Raw genomic sequence first — 17,100 nt, 5'->3', positions numbered from 1 at the left:
CTGACAGATTGCTATACCACTTTTTTTCAAGAGCATCCGTCACAATTTCTTTTTTGAGTTTCTCTTCTGCATACATTTTTAAAGCAACGCATTTTCTCTTTCTAATTCTTTTAATCGCTTAACCATTGAGGTATCCATACCACCATACTTGGATCTTCATCTGTAAAACATAGCAGTACTTACACCGTTATCTCGGCAAATATCTTGTATCGGGATACCGCTTTCAGCCTGTTTAAGCATGGCCATAATTTGACTGTCTGTAAATTTTGATTTTCTCATGTAGAATCTCCATTCATACATTATTTTAATTTTCTACTAATATCGACTATTAATTCTTTGGGGGATTACATAACGACCGAAAGGTTAGTAGTTATGATCATACTTCCCTGCTCATTGATGGTATTTTCAATTTGGAAAAACAGGTTGGCTTGTTCCTTTGTTAGATTTTCATAGCCGACTTCATCGAACAGAATCAGATGCTGATTCCTCAACTAGTTTAAACGGTGTTTCAACCTGCCTGGTTTCCGTGCAATGTTAGGTTCGCCATAAGGTCAATACAGCTCGTATACCATACAATAAAGCTATTAAGGCAAGCCTTGTGAACTAAAGCCAACATTAAGTGGTTTTTTCCTCAGCCACTGAGTCCCATAAGCACAAAAACTTCTTTTCTCTCAATAAAATTCAGACTGGATAACTCCGCCAACCGTTTGACACTATGGCCTCCTTTCAACCAGGATGAATCAAAATTCTTAAGTAATTTAATAGCAGGCATTCCAGATAGCTTCAAATGACTCTTTGCAGACCACTCCTTCTTCTGAGATATATTCGTTCTAAAAGGTCTGCAATAGATTGTGTGAGTGTATTACTGGTATGAGACTGAGATTTCGGATAGCTTTTCAGTCCTACCGCCATAAACTCAAGGCCCAGCTCATTCATACGTATTACAATGGTTCCTGTAATACATTCATGCTTCGACTCTAACTAGCTGTTCATAGTGTCCTGGATGGTGTACTCCAACATCGGTATGGGTCAGTGACGGGTGTAGAGGTTTCAATGTTTTGATTCTTTCAAAAATTTTACATCAGGCGTCGAAGTCTGATTTCAGATGGTTATGAATTGCTTCTAATAAACAAAAAGCTCTCTTCTTGTCTGTTGGAATTGATTCATTTGAGTTTTTATAATTCTTGTAATCCATTCGGATGCTGCATGGTTGCGGTCATCCATAGTTGTGCACATCAAAGCTCATTCACGGATCAGAAAGTTGTTTCACAAGCAATCGATGAATCGATCAACCTTATCCTTTGTCTGAGGTGTGCGAATTTGACAGCGTAGAGGTTTGAATCCACAAACAGAAGCAAACTCCAGAAGCTTTGAGTTAACCTGTAAGATTTCACCGCTGTTGTACCAAACGGTCTTCATGTTCTAATATAGGATTTCCTGTCCAGAGTAAAAAGAAGAAAGGGAATACGACTGTATCCCATTAGAATAACAAGGGCATAAACTTTTTGAGTCTGGCCATCGATCTCCATCTTTTCACACTCTTTTTAATCTACCTTTGTTTGGTGTCCTGGTTCTATTACAAATCGGATTACACTTTTTTTTAGAAGCCCTTTTCTGTACTTACGGACATAATACCGAAGTATGGTCATTTTTCTTATATAATCAGCGTTCTGAAGCCTTTCTTGAATATAAACCATGTTAAAGTATAGATCATTATCTAGTGGATCTTCTATTATGGGATATAATGATTTGAAGATGCTTTCCTAGGCTTTGTACCTTACTTCTGATTCAGGTATTTCTTCACCAATCGGTCGATAACGCCGAGGTATTCGGCAATGTACTTTTGTGTATAGCCTTTATTGGCCATGATACGAGTTACTTGCATGCGGTCTTCCTAGGGAGCAAGTTCCTTTTGTTAAAGTTGAAGTTAACCTACATAAAGGATATTTTTTGTTTCAGTAGAAGCGGAGCTTTGTGACTTGGCTGAGGATGTAGGTAGCGAAGAAAGACATGAAAACAAAAAACTCCATGAAGAAAACAAACAATTACATAAAGAACTCTGCAAAAAAGAGAATACCCTAGCTTAGATGGCCGGGTTGCATACCCTTAAAAAGCTGAAGAGTATTTGGGTGTAAACGATAAAGACTGATTTCCGAGTCAAAGGGTGTTGGCTGTGAATCTAATAGTACAGGAAGAACAGACGGCACCAGACTGAAAAAGGCCTGTGATGCGCTTGAAATCTTGACCGGGACCTTCCGTAGGTGGTAATCATAAAACATCATCGATAAGCATAAAGGTGACAAAAAAACGGGATCCAGAAAGCTTAATGATTTAGAGCGGCAAATATTATCGATATTAGCTACGGTGAAGTATATAAGAAAAAAATCCTTAAGAAATACATGTAAAATTTTTGATGAAATTATTCATATTGCCACAAGTATTCGTTCGACAGGATTCTTAAAGCACACAAATTGGTAAAACAGCGTGGCAATACAAAACCAGCAGGTAGGCACAATAAACCGCCGCAACAAAAAGCCTCCGGACCAAACCTGGTGTGGTGTTTGGATACTGGATGGCTCAAGACTGAAATGAGAGGTGTATTTCTTACTCCTATTATAGTGTTCTCCTAAAAAAGAAGAAACTCTTGCGGATATCTGTAGAGAAAAAGTTTTGAAACAATCAGAAGTTCAAGCTATAAATGATGATTTCTAAAATGCCTGGTATTAACGGTTTAAAGTCCAATGCAAAAGAATGAATAGGCTCAGAGAGATAGAGAATTCAAAGATATGAGGACTAAAATCGATGAGATAGTCTTGGAAAATGACATATTAAAAAGCCAAGGCTCTTATGGAAGACCAGAAAAAGATCAACTGTTAAGCATAAAGCTCCGAATATTAAATGATGGAAAAGAATTCTCTATTAGGAAAATATGTAAGATTCTTAATGTAACAAGATCTTTTTTTTATTATCGCACTCAGATAACAGCTGACCCCTAAGAAAGATTATGGAAGAAGAAACCGCTGTGGGCTTAAGAATGATAACAACGATTTTGAGACAAAGGTTTAACAGGACGATAAATAGAAAAAAAGTTCACAGGATCGTCAAGTTGAACCATTGGCAGTTAAATAGGAAAAGCAAAGGTTTCAGACCTTGCGTACAAGGATGGAATAGTAGGTCATTAAAATCAAATCAAATGAAGATGTGCTATAGAGATATGACTCATGTTTATGTCATTTAACTACAGTTATAGATTACTGTGATCGAAGCATTTTCGGCTGGAGATTATTATATTCTTAAAAAGCAGATGTTGTAGCTACAAATTTCTAAGATACTTTGATAATTACCGTCATAATATTCCAAAAAGCAGTGGAGCATTACAAGTAGTCTGGACACTATTGGGTAATTACACTTTCATGATAGTGTTTTAAATTTAAATTATTATAAAATTATAAATACAAGTAGTTAATTTTTACTTTTACTAAATAGTATGTATTAATTAATTAGATGTTGTTGAATATTCGTAGTTTTAACTATATTTTGTGTATTTGAACTTTATAAATTAATTTTTAAGTTGGAGTATGTAATGAACTACAATATTACTATCGCAGGGACTGGTTATGTAGGCCTTTCAAACGCTGTTTTATTGTCACAGCACAATAAGGTTAAAGCATTAGACGTATTAGAAGAGAAAGTGAATCTCATTAATAATAAAACGTCTCCTATCAAAGATAATGAAATTGAGGACTTTTTAAAAAATAAATCATTAGATTTAATAGCAACAACTGACATTCATACAGCTTATAAAAATGCAGATTTTATAGTTATTGCAACTCCTACTGATTATGATCCAAAAAAAAATTTTTTTGATACTAGTACGGTCGAAAGTGTTATACAGGACGTAATTAGAATTAATCCTAATGCGACAATGATTATAAAATCAACAGTACCTGTAGGTTTTACTAAAGAGATGAAGAAAAGATATTCTACTGAAAACATTATATTCTCTCCGGAATTCTTAAGAGAAGGTAAAGCTTTATATGATAATTTATATCCTTCGAGAATTATAATTGGAGAAAGGTCAAAAAGGGCTGAACAATTTGCTGATCTACTAAAGGAGGGAGCAATTAAGGAAGATATCCCTACATTATTTACTGATTCTACTGAAGCAGAAGGGGTCAAATTGTTTGCAAATACATATTTAGCAATGAGAGTAGCTTTTTTTAATGAATTAGATACTTATGCAGAAGTACATGGTCTGGATACAAAACAAATCATAGAAGGTGTTGGATTGGATCCAAGAATAGGGAATCACTATAATAATCCTAGTTTTGGTTACGGAGGGTATTGTTTACCAAAAGATACAAAACAATTGAGAGCCAATTATCATGAAGTTCCTAGTAATATAATACAAGCCACTGTAGATGCGAATAGAACTAGAAAAGATTTTATTGCTGATCAAATATTATCTAGAAAACCAAAAGTTGTTGGTATATATAGGTTAACTATGAAAAGTGGATCTGACAACTTCCGAGCTAGCTCTGTTCAAGGGGTTATGAAGAGAATTAAGGCTAAAGGAATACAGGTAGTTGTGTACGAGCCCGTATTAAAAGAAGATTTTTACTTTAATTCCAAAGTCGTTCATGACTTGGATGAGTTTAAAAAGATAGCGGATCTTATTGTATCTAATAGATTAGATCAAGAATTGGAAGATGTTAGAGTAAAAGTCTATACTAGGGATCTATATAGTAGAGATTAAGAGGATATGAAATGAAGATAGAAATTATAGGTTTAGGATATGTTGGGTATCCACTGGCTTTGCAAGCAGCAAGTAAAGGACATGAAGTTTTTGGTGTTGATAAAAATACCAGTTTAATTGAACAGATCAAGTTGGGTAAAAGTCCTGTTACATCTGATGCTCATATAGAATCATTACAGGAAAAAGTTAAATTAGAAGTTGGAGTAAATGTTGAAAGCTCTGATGTTTTTATTGTATGTGTTCCTACACCAGTTACAAGAAAAAGCTTGCCTGATTTATCATTTGTAATTAAAGCAGTTGAAGATATATCTAGAGTTTTAGAAGATGATAACCTAATAGTTATAGAATCAACAATATATCCCGGAGTCTGTGATGATATAGTAGCTCCTATTTTAAATAGAACAGGAAAAAGATATTTATTGGCTCATTGTCCAGAGAGAATTAATCCTGGTGATAAGTATTGGAATGTAAGTAATATTCCTAGAGTTGTAGGAGGAAATACAGAAATAGCAACTAAAGAAGCTACTAATTTATATAAAGAAATAATTGATGCCGATATTACACCTCTATCACAATTAAAAGCTGCTGAAGCAACAAAAATACTAGAGAACACTTTTAGAGACATAAATATAGCTTTCATTAATGAAATGGCTCAATCTTTTTATCGACTCGGTATCAATGTTAAAGAAGTAATAAAAGGAGCTTCTACAAAACCATTTGCTTTTATGCCTCATTTTCCTGGATTGGGTGTCGGTGGTCACTGTATTGCTGTTGACCCATATTACATGATAGAGAAAGGAAAAGAAGTTGGATTTGATCATGATTTTCTAGCATTAGCAAGAAAGATAAATACAAAAATGCCATCTTTTTCTGTTGATGTTATTCAAGATGGATTGAACGATTTAAGTATGTGCTTAAAGGGGACAAATATTACTGTACTCGGTTTGTCGTATAAGCCTAATGTACGAGATGACAGAGAAAGTCCTAGTTATGAAGTAATTGAATTATTAAAGAAGAAAGGCGCTGTAGTAAATGTATATGACCCCTTTTTCCTTGAAAAATCCGATACTTTGACGTTTAAAGAGGCTTTGTTTTTAGCTGATTGTGTATTATTAGCAACAGCACATGATGAATTTGTTCGAAATATTAATGAGTTCAAAGGAATTAAGTTGTTAGTGGATGGTAGAAATGCTTTAAATTCATTAGATGTAGAGCAACTTGGAATATTATATAAGGGAATCGGAATTGCATAATAAAAAATTATTAGTGTTTCTACTAATGGTTTCTACGACGTATTTATTTGCTCAAACAGGTATTAATTCTTATTACTATACTATACAAAAGAATCTTGCTCTTAATTCTTATACTGAAAGTGAGGAACCAATTCAATTGAAAGATTCTTCGTCTTTATTTATAAGTCAAGAATCAATGTTCTCCATACTCCCTGTGTCATTTTTTAGTTCGTATAATTCATCTTATCAAAATGGTGGATATGATGGTGGTTTGTGGCAAGGAAAAGGACTAAATACACAATTAATTGGTGGATTTTATCATAAGTCTCGTTTTTTAGAGATTGTATTTGCACCAGAAGTCAATTTTAGTCAAAATGCGCAATTCTCTTTAATAGACTCTGTTTATAAAAAGGCAAATAAATATGGCAACGTTTTCAATCAAATAGATTTACCACAGCGGTTTGGAGACGAACATCTATTAAACTGGAATTTGGGTGAAAGTCTTATAAGGGCAAATTACAAAAATCTATATGTGGGGTTTGGTACAGAGAATTCTTGGGTTGGTTTTTCAAACTTTTCCCCTTTTTTGTATAGTAATAATGCTTCTGGATATCCTAAGTTTGAACTTGGTTTAAAAAGTACAACTACACAAATTGGTGATTTTGAATTTAGAACTTGGGGGGGCGTGTTAAGTGAATCTAACTATTTTGATGATGACTCAGATAATGATAACTGGTTACAAACAGCATTAGCCTTCGGATATCGGCCTTCTTTTATTCGTGGTTTTTCAATTGGTGTTAATCGCTTTATAAATACTCCAATGGATGGAGACTCTGATTGGTATTGGGAATTATTTGATTATTCTTTTAATACTGGAAGATATAAAAATGATGATCCAAGTGGTGATTTTGATGTTAAAGATCAACGGGTTTCTATAACTTCAGAATGGAAGTTTCCCTCTGTTGGTTTAAGGATTTATGGAGAAGCGGCCAGAAACGATTCCTTTTCAAATCTTAGAAGATTATTTCAAACTCCTTGGCAATCAATGGTTTTTGATGGTGGATTTGAAAAATCCTTCTTATTAGAGTCGGGAGCGTATTTTAATATTAATTTAGAGATTGCAAATACATGGGAAAGTCGTGACTATCATTTGTCAGGTTCTTATAGACCTGGTTTATTTTATAGTCATAATGTTATAAGGCAAGGTTATACTAATGAAGGTCAAATATTAGGATCTTACATTGGTAGCGGATCAGATTATCAAACAATAAGATTTATTTATGGATATCAAGACCTATATTCCATGGGGCTTCGTTTTCATAGAATGACAAGAAATGATGATTATATTTATAGTGCTGTATACTATGAAGATGCCGATTATGATAAATCCAATATTAATGTTGAAATACTTAGTGCAGTTTTCGGACATTATAAGTTTGATTCTTTCTGGTTATCAGGTGAATTAGGTTATGCTGTAGATTATGCTCATAATTATGATTCAGATTTAAATGTAAACAATGTGTTTGCCAGTTTTGAATTAAAATATATGTTTTGAGGTGAGTAAGTGAAAAGGTATAAAAGACCATTTGTGATTGCAGAAATCGGTTGTAATCATAAAGGGGATATGGAAATAGCAAAAAAATTAATTAAGTTAGCGAAGGATTGTGAAGCTAATTATGCAAAGTTCCAAAAACGTAATCCAAAAGAATTATTGACTAAGGAACAATACGACAAGCCTCATCCGAATCCAATGCATACTTATGGGAAAACATATGGAGAACATAGAGAATTTCTAGAATTTTCTATTGAAGATCATAATGAGTTAAAGAAATACTGTGAAGAAATTGGTATTGGTTATTCAACATCTGTTTGGGATGTAACTTCTGCAAAGGAGATAATACCATTGAATCCATCTATAATAAAAGTTCCTTCTGCTTGTAATAATCATATGGAGTTATTACAAATTCTTAGGGATGAATATAGGGGGGAAGTGCATATCAGTGTTGGAATGACGACTCATGAAGAAGAATTGAATGTGGTAGAATTTTTTGAGGAAACTGATCAAGCAAAGACTCGTTTAGTTATTTACTCTTGTACTTCTGGTTATCCTGTACCTTTTGAAGATATTAATCTTCTTGAAATAGTAAGATTAAAAGAAACATATGGTAATAGGGTATTGGAATTTGGATTTTCTGGCCATCATCTGGGAATTGCTGTAGATATTGCTGCATATACCTTGGGCGCTGTATGGATAGAAAGACATTTTACAAAGGATAGAACGTGGAAAGGAACAGATCATGCTGCTTCATTGGAACCTTCAGGTTTATGGAAGTTAGTAAGAGATTTAAATGTAACTCATAAAGCTTTAAACTATAAGAAGAATGAAATTTTAGAAATAGAAGCCATTCAACGGGAAAAATTAAAATACAAAGGTAGCTAATGTCTATAATAGTTTTTATTCCGGTTAGAGGGGGGAGTAAATCAATTCCTCTGAAAAATATAAAAATCATAAATGGTAAACCTTTGGTTTATTGGTCTATACTCGCTGCTCAAAATTGCAAAAAAATTGATAAGATAATTGTAGCTACTGATTCAGATAGGATTGCAAATGTTGTTGATAGTCTTGCTTTTAATAAAGTTACTGTATACAAAAGGTCTGTCGAAAATGCTCAGGATGATAGTACTACTGAAAGTGTGGTTCTTGAATATTTGAATGAGAAGAAGACAGATGAGAACGATACTTTTATACTAATACAAGCAACATCTCCTCTCCTCAATAGTAAAGACCTTGAAAATGGGCTTGATATATTTCAAAAAGACAATGTAGATTCTGTTTTATCGGGAGTGATCAGTAAACGTTTTTTGTGGAATGAGAATGGACCAATTAATTATGATTATAGGAGTCGTCCTCGAAGACAGGATTTTGATGGTACCTTCTTAGAAAATGGTGCGTTTTATATAAATTCTATTGGCAATATTATGAGGTATAAAAATAGGCTGTGTGGAAAAATTGGATTATGCATTATGGATGATGATAGTGCAATTGAAATAGATGAACCAAAAGATTGGGGTATAGTCGAAAAATTGCTTAAGAAAAGACATAGTGTTTTGCCTAATTATAAAAGAAAGGTGAAATTATTTTTAACAGATGTAGATGGTGTCTTAACAGATGCTGGAATGTACTATTCCACTGATGGTAATGAAATGAAAAAGTTTAATACTCATGATGGTAAAGGTTTTGAGTTATTAAAAAAAAGAAATATAAAAACTGGTATAATTACATCAGAAGACACCAATTTAGTGAAAAATAGGGCAAATAAGCTAAAAGTAGATTATTTATTCCAAGGCGCAAAGGAAAGGAAGCTGGAGATTATTACAAATTTACTAGAAGAATTGAACTTAGGTTTTGAAGAAGTTGCTTATATTGGCGATGATATTAATGACTTTGATCTATTGTCAAAAGTTGGAATTTCAGCATGTCCAAAAAATGCAGTGAGCAAGATTAAAGATATACCTCATATTATACAACTAGAGAGGAAAGGTGGTGATGGTACCGTCCGTGAATTTATTGAGATGTTGATAAGTAAAGATTGCTTATATGAAAGTAATTAAAAATTCAATTATATTTTCAACATTAACTTTTATAAGAAAAGGGATAGGATTTTTTTTATTACCACTTTACACAAGCTATTTAAGTACATCAGATTATGGGACTGTGGGAGTTGTAAATTCAATTGGTAGTTTCTTGGCCGTTTTCTATGGACTTTCTCTACACGGTGCTGCCGGAAGATACTATCACAAGTATCGTTATGACAAAGAACGACAGAAGACTTTATGGGGTACAACTTTTCTATTTGTAATCATAAATAGTTTTATACTTTCGGTTATAGTAATTGTTTTTCATAAGATACTAATCGATCCATTTACTAAAGGTGTTAGTTTTAATCCATATGTTCTGACTGGTTTGATAAGTGTGGCTTTTTTACCAGCGTATAATTTTCTACAAAACAGATTACAAGCAGAACAACGAGGAGAACGTTTTGCTATTAATAATTTAGCATTTTTTATAGTAAATTTATCACTCACCTTATTTTTTGTAGTCATATTAAAAAAGAAAGCTGAAGGCATTTTAGCCTCTATTGCTATCACTAATATGATATTTGCAACATATGCGATTTTCTTTTTTTGGAAAAGAGTTTATTGGAAGATAGATGTGTCATTATTGATCCAATCATTAAAATATTCTTTACCACTCGTTCCTCATCATCTTTCTGGATGGCTTGTGGGTATGGTGGATAGACTTTTTTTAAATAATTTAAAAACAACTGCGGTTGTAGGCGTTTATAATGTAGGTTATCAATTTGCAAATATAATTAGTACTATTAGTTCTGCCGTAAATAATGCATATAAGCCATGGTTTTTTTTGGAAATGGAAAAAGGAGATAAAGGTCGAAAAAGGATAATTTCTTTTGCTCTTTTTTTGTGTTCTATTTATAGCATAATGGGGTTAGGAATTGGATTGTTCTCTTCAGATTTACTAAAGATAATGGTTGCAGAGAGCTTTAGAGAGGGGTGGAAAGTGATTCCATTCTTAGCATCTTCTTTTGTTTTTATTGGCTTTTATAATACAACAGTAAATACTTTGTTTTTAGAAAAAACATATCTTGTACCAATGGTGACTATTTCTTCAGGGATATTAAATGTCATCTTAAATACAATTTTAATTCCCAAATATGGAATGATAGGCGCTGGTCTAGCAAGTCAAATTGCGAATTTTGTATCATTTTTAGCTTCAATATTATTTGCTCGTGTTTCTGAAAAAATGATTTTTCCCTGGTTAAGAATGATATTGTTTGGGCTAACGTCTTATTTTCTAACTTTAGTTCCTTTTCTATTATCAGATTGGCAATGGATACGAGTTTTTTTGATTAAGATAGTAATGTTTTTTGTTTATACTATTATTGTTTATATAATATATAGAGAAAAATTAAATAAACAAATAAAGACTCTTATTTTTAATAGGATAAATATTGGTTAATATTTTTATTGGAGAAAGTCCTTTTCAGGTGCTAAATTTGCAAGAAGCTAGATATCTTTTTAAAGATCAAAAAAACATATTAATTGTTAGATACGATTCTCAACCTGAAAGAAAACTAAAAGCTTCAAAATTGTTTGATAATGTGATAAATAATCTATTGTGGGAAAAAATTATATATATTGATGGATATGTAAAAGGGTCCATATATAAAGATATTAAAAAATTAGTAATAGAATTAAAATCAAAAGATAATAATATTGATAAAGTATTTATAGGTGAAGTTCGTAATTTATATTTCAGATTATTGGCTATTAATTTAAAACCCAGATTAATATATAAAGTAGACGATGGAGCAAGTTCAATACATATTCAATATCATTACTTGAAAAAAGGATACTATCCTAAAATAAACAATTTATTAAAGGAATATACCAAATATATATATATAAAAATTAGATATGGTCTAATTTTGCCATTAAAATTCAAATTCCATTTGTTTACAATTTTTGATCTTGATCCTCATAGAAATCAAAAAAAAATGAGTAATTATTATAGTTATCTAAATAGTTTAATAAAAAATAATGAAAACACAAAAAGAAAAAATGTTATATATTTTATGGGAGCTCCTTTAAGTGAGGATGGAAGAATCTCAGAAGAATATTTTATTATGAAAATGAGACAAGTTAGTGATAAATTTGAAATTTCAGGCAATAATATTGTTTATATTCCACACAGAAGAGAATCTGATTCAAAGTTAAATATACTTAACGAGATGGGATATGAAGTAGAAAGATGGGATGATATCGCTGAATTAGGCTTTAAAAAAAGGGGAATACTACCTAGTAAAATTATCTCATTTTATTCTACCACATTGATCACAATACCTTTAATATATGGATGTAGTGCAGAAAGTGTTGAACTAGATTTAACTCAAGTGAGAGAACAAGATAGAGGAGATATTAAATTGATATATAATGAATACAGGAAGATTATACCTGTAATCAAATTGTATGAGGTACATGATGATAAAAATAACTAGAAAACGTCGTTTTGTCATCTTTTCTGAAATTTACTTTTCATTAACATATCCCATAATGATACATGATAAGTTTGATGTTGCTAAAGTAACTTATTCAAGTGTCAAACCTAAAGGTAAATTTAAAGTACAAAATACTTCATTCATTGATTTAGATGTAGAGATAGAAGATATATATTCAAAATATAATAGAGGACTTAAAAGTAGTATAAAAAAAGCTAAGAAAATAGGTTTTGATTTTACAGATATTCTAGAACCGACAAATGATGATATAAAAATATTTAATAATTTCTATAATCAATTTGCTAATAGTAAAAATCTAGGTAAGTGTGATAAATCTCTTTTATTAATGTTAGCAAAGAAAAATTTATTACATATAAATTGGGTAAACTTAAATAATGATAAATTGGTTTGTCATGCTAATATTCTTGATAATGGTAGATGTCGTTTATTATATTCTGCTTCTTTATTTAGAAATATTGATGATGAAGATATGATAAAAAATATTGGATTCGCAAATAAATTGTTACATCATCATGAATTTGAATTATATAAGAAATTAAATTTTGATGTTTATGATTTTGGTGGAATAGATTTGACTGAACAAGATAAGCAAAAAGCGGGGATAGCAAAATTTAAGAAAGCTTTCAATGGAAGAATAATTGAAGAGTATTCATATATAATTTGTAAATCTTTAAAAGGACGAATATATCTTCTTCTAAGGAAATTGTATGGAAAATAAAAAACCATTTATTATAACTATTGATACTGAAGGTGATAACCAATGGGCAAGAAAAAAAACAATAACAACTGAGAATACTAAATATATTCCTCGTTTTCAAGAGTTATGTAATAAATATGGATTTAAACCAGTTTATTTATGTAACTATGAGATAACACAAGACAAAATATTTGTTGATTATCTTAAATCATTAGTACAAAAAGGAGAAGCAGAAGTCGGTATGCATCTACATGCATGGCATTCTCCTCCTAAATACGAATTAACAGAAGATGATTATAAATATCATCCTTATTTAGTAGAATATCCATTCAATATAAGAAAAGCTAAGCTTGCATATCTATATGATATATTGACTGATTTATTTGAGACTAAAATAATAAGTCATAGAGCTGGACGTTGGGCAATGGATGACACATACTTTCAGGACTTATATGAATTAGGATTAAAAGTAGATTGTTCTGTTACGCCAGGTATAGATTGGTCGGGTAAGAAAGGTGCTCCGAATGGATTTGGTGGAACCGATTATCATCAGTACCCTAATAAAGAATATATATGGAATGATAAAGTATTAGAAGTACCGATGACTATTATCAATAGAGAAAATGTGATTTTTAATTTTTTAAATAGGATTCCAATTTTAAAAAAAATAACCAACCGATATTACCCACAAAAGCTGTGGTTTAGATCAACTACTAAAAACATAAAGCAGTTATTAAAAGTACATAAAATAATAAAAAAGAAAGATTACTCTTACTTAATGTACATGTTGCATTCTTCTGAGTTTATGCCTAATGGTAGTCCAAATTTTAAAGATGATTTAGAAGTTGATAAGTTATATTCTGATCTTGATTTATTGTTTAGCAAGATTAGTGAATCGTTTTATGGTTGTACGTTAAAAGAATATTATGAAATAAATAAGAGAATACAAAATTGAAAAAAATACTTTTTATTATCCCAAGTTTAACATCTGGTGGTGCTGAGAAAATTCTTACAAATATTATAAAGCACTTTACTGGACAATATAATATATGTTTGATGACTTTAAGAGATGATACAAGTGATTTTTATCATATTCAAAAATCCGTAAAAAGAATAAAATTACGTATATTAAATAGAGGAAAGAAGAAAAAAATTAGTCGATTTATAAATAGACTCTTAGTTTTACGGAAGGCTATTATTAATGAGAATCCTGATCTAGTTGTGTCTTTTATGGATTTCACAAATATATATGTTCTAATATCGACTTTTGGTTTGAAAATACCAAATATTATTAGCGAGCGATCTTATCCTCCTATGAAAAAAATTGGATTTATTTGGTCATTGTTAAGATTTATATTTTATCCAAGAGCAACAAAAATTGTATCATTAAGTCAAGGCGTCTCAGATTATTTCAAGTGGATAAAAGAGAAAAAAAAGCAAGTAATATATAATTTCTATACTCCAAACACACAGGAAGTGAAAGAAGAATATTTTTTTGATAAAGATAAAAAATATATTATAGCTATGGGACGATTAGTTTCTTTGAAACAACATTCTATGATGATAAAAGCGTTCAGAAAAATTTCGGATAACAAAAAAGATATATCTCTTGTTATATTTGGTGAAGGACCTGAAAGAGGTAATTTAGAAAACTTAATAAAAGAATTGTCATTAACAGGTAAAGTATTCTTGCCTGGTACTGTTAGAAATACTGAGTATGTATTTTCAAATGGAGAGCTTTTTTTACATACATCAACATATGAAGGCTTTGGTAATGTATTAGTTGAGGCAATGGCTATGGGACTTCCCGTAGTATCAACTGATTGTATGTCAGGGCCCAAAGAAATTGTAATTGATGGCTTTAATGGCTTTCTTGTTGGTATTAAAGACATCGATGGTACAGTAGCTGCTATAAATAAGCTGCTAGATGATATAGTATTAAAAGAGTCGATGTCTAGAAATGCAAAAAAATCTATTCATCGTTTTGAATACAAGAAAATAATGGGACAGTGGGATGTTCTTTTTAAATCAGTGTTAAGAAATAAATATGTTTAAAATTAGTGAAAGATCAACTACGTATACGAAAGTATTTATCTGTCTTTGTATATTAAACCTTTTTGTAAGGTTATTAACTTTACAGAATCCTCAATCTGGCCCAGATGAAATGCATTATTGGGAGCATGCAAGAAATATTGTATTAGGTATAAAAAATATAAATTTTATTCACAAGTCTGCAAGATTTAGTTTGATAATACCATTAGCTATTATAATAAAAATCACTAGTAATCCATTAATGTATTATATACTACCAATTTTGATGTCATTTGTGCATTTATATTTGATCTTTTTAATAATCAAGAATGAAATGTCAAAAGAAGCTATGACTTTTGTATTACTAGGAATGATTCTATTTCCCTATTTTATTGATAGCTACAATAAGGTTTTACCTGATATCACTTCAATAACGTATCTATTATTAACTTTCTATTTTTACAATAAAGGTAGTGCAAAAGGTGGCCAATATTTTGTTCTTATGGGAATATTTCACTTTTTAGCATATTTATCAAAGATTACAATGCTATATTTTGGTCCTGCCTTTTTTATATTATTGTTATATAAAAATAAAAAGATAAAACCAGCACTTATATATAGTTTTACCTTATTGATATTTTTTTTAATTGAAACATTTTTATATAGTCATTTTTCAAGTTTTAGCTCGAGATTGGATGTTATAATGTCGAGTCATCTATCTTCAAACAACAGAAATTTATTATCTTTTACATCTTTTACTGGGTTGTTTTTACGTTATAAACCACAAAATTTTTATATTCTATATCAACTTATAACTTGGCCATTCTTTTTATTATTTATTTTTTTAGGTAGAAAAATAAATAATTTAAAATTGAAATCTATATTCATTTTAATTTTTACTTACTTTTTCTTTATGACTTTTGTTATAGAATCTGTTAATCCCATAGTTCCTGTAAATACTTTTAGATCAAGATATTTCAATGTTGCACTACCGTTCATATTCATTGGATATGGTTATTATTTTGATTTCTTTTTCAGCAAAAAATTGACATTGTTTTCTACATTTCAGAATTTAAGTGTTAAGATTATTGGGCTTTTTTGTTCTGTAATTGTTATTTCGATGGTACTATTTTTTTCATCTGGGTTAATTCCAAGAAAATTTGATAAATATAGTAATGACTTGAGAAGACTGAATATTTATCCAGTGTTTTTACTTTCAAATTACTATAAGATAATCAATAAGGCTTACTCAAATGGATGGTTTTTTTTATCTACAAGCTCAGATGATGATGATAAGAAACTTCTAAATGAAATTAGGGTTTTATTTCTAAATGATGAGAACTATAAAGATAAAGATTGGAAAATAAGTAAAGTATATATAAACGGTGAGTATTATTGGGCTTTTTCTAGAAAAAAGGTTCAGCTAAGTCAAATTGTTAATGAGAAAATTATTTGGGTTTCTAGGCCCTTCACTCTTATGTACAATAGCAAATTAATTACTAGTGATACAAAAATAAAGAAACTGTAAATAAATTGGCATAAAGCTACATTTGATATAAGAATATGAGGTCACCCCAAAGTTTGACCACTTTAAATAAACTACTTCGGCCTTTTGCGTTCCCCTTTTAATATGGACAATCTATAATAATATAAGTTGATAAAAGATATGGAATTAAAAAAAGCAGCTAGATGGATAGTAAAGAGGAAGTAAGAATTAGTCCTAAAGATATTAAAAAGGAAGCAACTCATGCGAATATCTGTAGAGAAAATGATTTGATATGTAAGCGTCAAAATAACACTATAAAAGCTAATATTTCAGTTAAACATCATATTTACAGTTCTAGGGAAGAAGGTACTCCCATTCTGTTTTATTTGTAATTAAAGGCGCTTGTTTGAAAATATAGGCTAAATACAAATGGGGATTAAGTCCATTTTGTTTTGTTGTTTCTATTAAAGAGTAGTAAAAACAAGAAGCCTCTGTATTGTTCCCCTTGTAATCCCCCAAAGAATTAATAGTCGATATTAGTAGAAAATTAAAATAATGTATGAATGGAGATTCTACATGAGAAAATCAAAATTTGCAGACATTCAAATTATGGTCATGCTTAAACAGGCTGAAAGCGGTATCCCGATACAAGATATTTGCCGAGATAACGGTGTAAGTACTGCTATGTTTTACCGATGAAGATCTAAGTATGGTGGTATGGATACCTCAATGGTTAAGCGATTAAAAGAATTAGAAAGAGAAAATGCGTTGCTTTAAAAATGTATGCAGAAGAGAAACTC

The 17,100-nt window shown here is 30.7% G+C and carries 14 protein-coding genes and 2 pseudogenes; 13 read left to right on the top strand and 3 right to left on the bottom strand.

Going from position 1 to position 17,100, the window contains the following annotated elements; genetic code table 11:
- Together K345_RS23570 and K345_RS23830 are read right to left on the bottom strand one after the other, a co-directional pair.
- Positions 1-279, bottom strand: a pseudogene (locus K345_RS23570) (transposase); the annotation flags it as partial.
- A 65-nt stretch (positions 280-344) separates the two neighbouring features.
- Positions 345-491, bottom strand: a complete 147-nt coding sequence (locus K345_RS23830) for an ATP-binding protein (RefSeq protein ID WP_083963667.1) — start codon at positions 489-491, stop codon at positions 345-347.
- A gap of 3,092 nt (positions 492-3,583) precedes the next feature.
- On the opposite strand from K345_RS23830, the gene K345_RS0106320 reads away from it, so the two are divergent.
- The 12 genes from K345_RS0106320 to K345_RS23450 all read left to right on the top strand — a co-directional run bounded on the left by K345_RS0106320 (position 3,584) and on the right by K345_RS23450 (position 16,692).
- Entirely contained in the window at positions 3,584-4,756 is a 1,173-nt protein-coding gene (locus K345_RS0106320) for a nucleotide sugar dehydrogenase (RefSeq protein ID WP_037571484.1), read from the top strand.
- 11 nt (positions 4,757-4,767) lie between these two features.
- Positions 4,768-6,009, top strand: coding sequence for a nucleotide sugar dehydrogenase (locus tag K345_RS20005; protein WP_053228111.1), 1,242 nt, complete (start codon positions 4,768-4,770; stop codon positions 6,007-6,009).
- Complete coding sequence (locus K345_RS0106310) at positions 6,002-7,543, top strand: capsule assembly Wzi family protein (RefSeq protein WP_028973456.1); 1,542 nt, start codon at positions 6,002-6,004, stop codon at positions 7,541-7,543. The genes K345_RS20005 and K345_RS0106310 overlap by 8 nt, the downstream gene beginning before the upstream one ends.
- Positions 7,544-7,552: 9 nt before the next feature.
- A complete protein-coding gene (locus K345_RS0106305; RefSeq protein ID WP_028973455.1) occupies positions 7,553-8,428 on the top strand; it encodes an N-acetylneuraminate synthase family protein in 876 nt (291 codons plus the stop codon).
- A complete protein-coding gene (locus K345_RS0106300) occupies positions 8,428-9,600 on the top strand; it encodes an acylneuraminate cytidylyltransferase (protein ID WP_028973454.1) in 1,173 nt (390 codons plus the stop codon). The genes K345_RS0106305 and K345_RS0106300 overlap by 1 nt, the downstream gene beginning before the upstream one ends.
- Positions 9,587-11,026, top strand: a complete 1,440-nt coding sequence (locus K345_RS0106295; RefSeq protein WP_028973453.1) for a lipopolysaccharide biosynthesis protein — start codon at positions 9,587-9,589, stop codon at positions 11,024-11,026. Before K345_RS0106300 ends, K345_RS0106295 begins: the two co-directional genes overlap by 14 nt.
- A 37-nt stretch (positions 11,027-11,063) precedes the next feature.
- On the top strand, positions 11,064-12,065 hold the full coding sequence (locus tag K345_RS0106290) for a hypothetical protein (protein ID WP_156888318.1): 1,002 nt from the start codon (positions 11,064-11,066) through the stop codon (positions 12,063-12,065).
- Entirely contained in the window at positions 12,049-12,804 is a 756-nt protein-coding gene (locus K345_RS0106285) for a peptidoglycan bridge formation glycyltransferase FemA/FemB family protein (RefSeq protein ID WP_028973451.1), read from the top strand. Before K345_RS0106290 ends, K345_RS0106285 begins: the two co-directional genes overlap by 17 nt.
- A complete protein-coding gene (locus tag K345_RS0106280; RefSeq protein ID WP_028973450.1) occupies positions 12,794-13,738 on the top strand; it encodes a polysaccharide deacetylase family protein in 945 nt (314 codons plus the stop codon). Before K345_RS0106285 ends, K345_RS0106280 begins: the two co-directional genes overlap by 11 nt.
- Positions 13,735-14,838 (top strand): glycosyltransferase family 4 protein, encoded by a 1,104-nt coding sequence (locus K345_RS0106275; protein WP_028973449.1) that lies wholly within the window; start codon positions 13,735-13,737, stop codon positions 14,836-14,838. The genes K345_RS0106280 and K345_RS0106275 overlap by 4 nt, the downstream gene beginning before the upstream one ends.
- Positions 14,831-16,342: a glycosyltransferase family 39 protein gene (locus tag K345_RS0106270; protein WP_028973448.1), complete on the top strand. Its 1,512-nt coding sequence runs from the start codon at positions 14,831-14,833 to the stop codon at positions 16,340-16,342. The genes K345_RS0106275 and K345_RS0106270 overlap by 8 nt, the downstream gene beginning before the upstream one ends.
- A 161-nt stretch (positions 16,343-16,503) precedes the next feature.
- Positions 16,504-16,692, top strand: a complete 189-nt coding sequence (locus K345_RS23450) for a hypothetical protein (RefSeq protein WP_028973447.1) — start codon at positions 16,504-16,506, stop codon at positions 16,690-16,692.
- Here the strand turns inward: K345_RS23450 and K345_RS23820 are convergent.
- Positions 16,655-16,819: a transposase domain-containing protein gene (locus K345_RS23820; RefSeq protein WP_169714770.1), complete on the bottom strand. Its 165-nt coding sequence runs from the start codon at positions 16,817-16,819 to the stop codon at positions 16,655-16,657. The genes K345_RS23450 and K345_RS23820 overlap by 38 nt on opposite strands.
- Positions 16,820-16,876: 57 nt before the next feature.
- Here K345_RS23820 and K345_RS23565 point away from each other — a divergent pair.
- A pseudogene (locus tag K345_RS23565) lies at positions 16,877-17,100 on the top strand (transposase); the annotation flags it as partial.

The sequence above is a fragment of the Spirochaeta cellobiosiphila DSM 17781 genome, assembly GCF_000426705.1.
In the GTDB taxonomy this organism is placed as follows: domain Bacteria; phylum Spirochaetota; class Spirochaetia; order DSM-17781; family DSM-17781; genus Spirochaeta_E; species Spirochaeta_E cellobiosiphila.
The sequence above is the reverse complement of the archived record's forward strand: the minus strand, read 5'-3'. Positions and strand labels throughout refer to the sequence as shown.

Bases quoted from the DNA above. Each gene is read 5' to 3' on its own strand.
- K345_RS0106295 (WP_028973453.1), top strand. From the start codon at position 9,587: ATGAAAGTAATTAAAAATTCAATTATATTTTCAACATTAACTTTTATA.
- K345_RS0106320 (WP_037571484.1), top strand. From the start codon at position 3,584: ATGAACTACAATATTACTATCGCAGGGACTGGTTATGTAGGCCTTTCA.
- K345_RS0106270 (WP_028973448.1), top strand. From the start codon at position 14,831: ATGTTTAAAATTAGTGAAAGATCAACTACGTATACGAAAGTATTTATC.
- K345_RS0106285 (WP_028973451.1), top strand. From the start codon at position 12,049: ATGATAAAAATAACTAGAAAACGTCGTTTTGTCATCTTTTCTGAAATT.
- K345_RS0106280 (WP_028973450.1), top strand. From the start codon at position 12,794: ATGGAAAATAAAAAACCATTTATTATAACTATTGATACTGAAGGTGAT.
- K345_RS20005 (WP_053228111.1), top strand. From the start codon at position 4,768: ATGAAGATAGAAATTATAGGTTTAGGATATGTTGGGTATCCACTGGCT.
- K345_RS23450 (WP_028973447.1), top strand. From the start codon at position 16,504: ATGGATAGTAAAGAGGAAGTAAGAATTAGTCCTAAAGATATTAAAAAG.
- K345_RS0106300 (WP_028973454.1), top strand. From the start codon at position 8,428: ATGTCTATAATAGTTTTTATTCCGGTTAGAGGGGGGAGTAAATCAATT.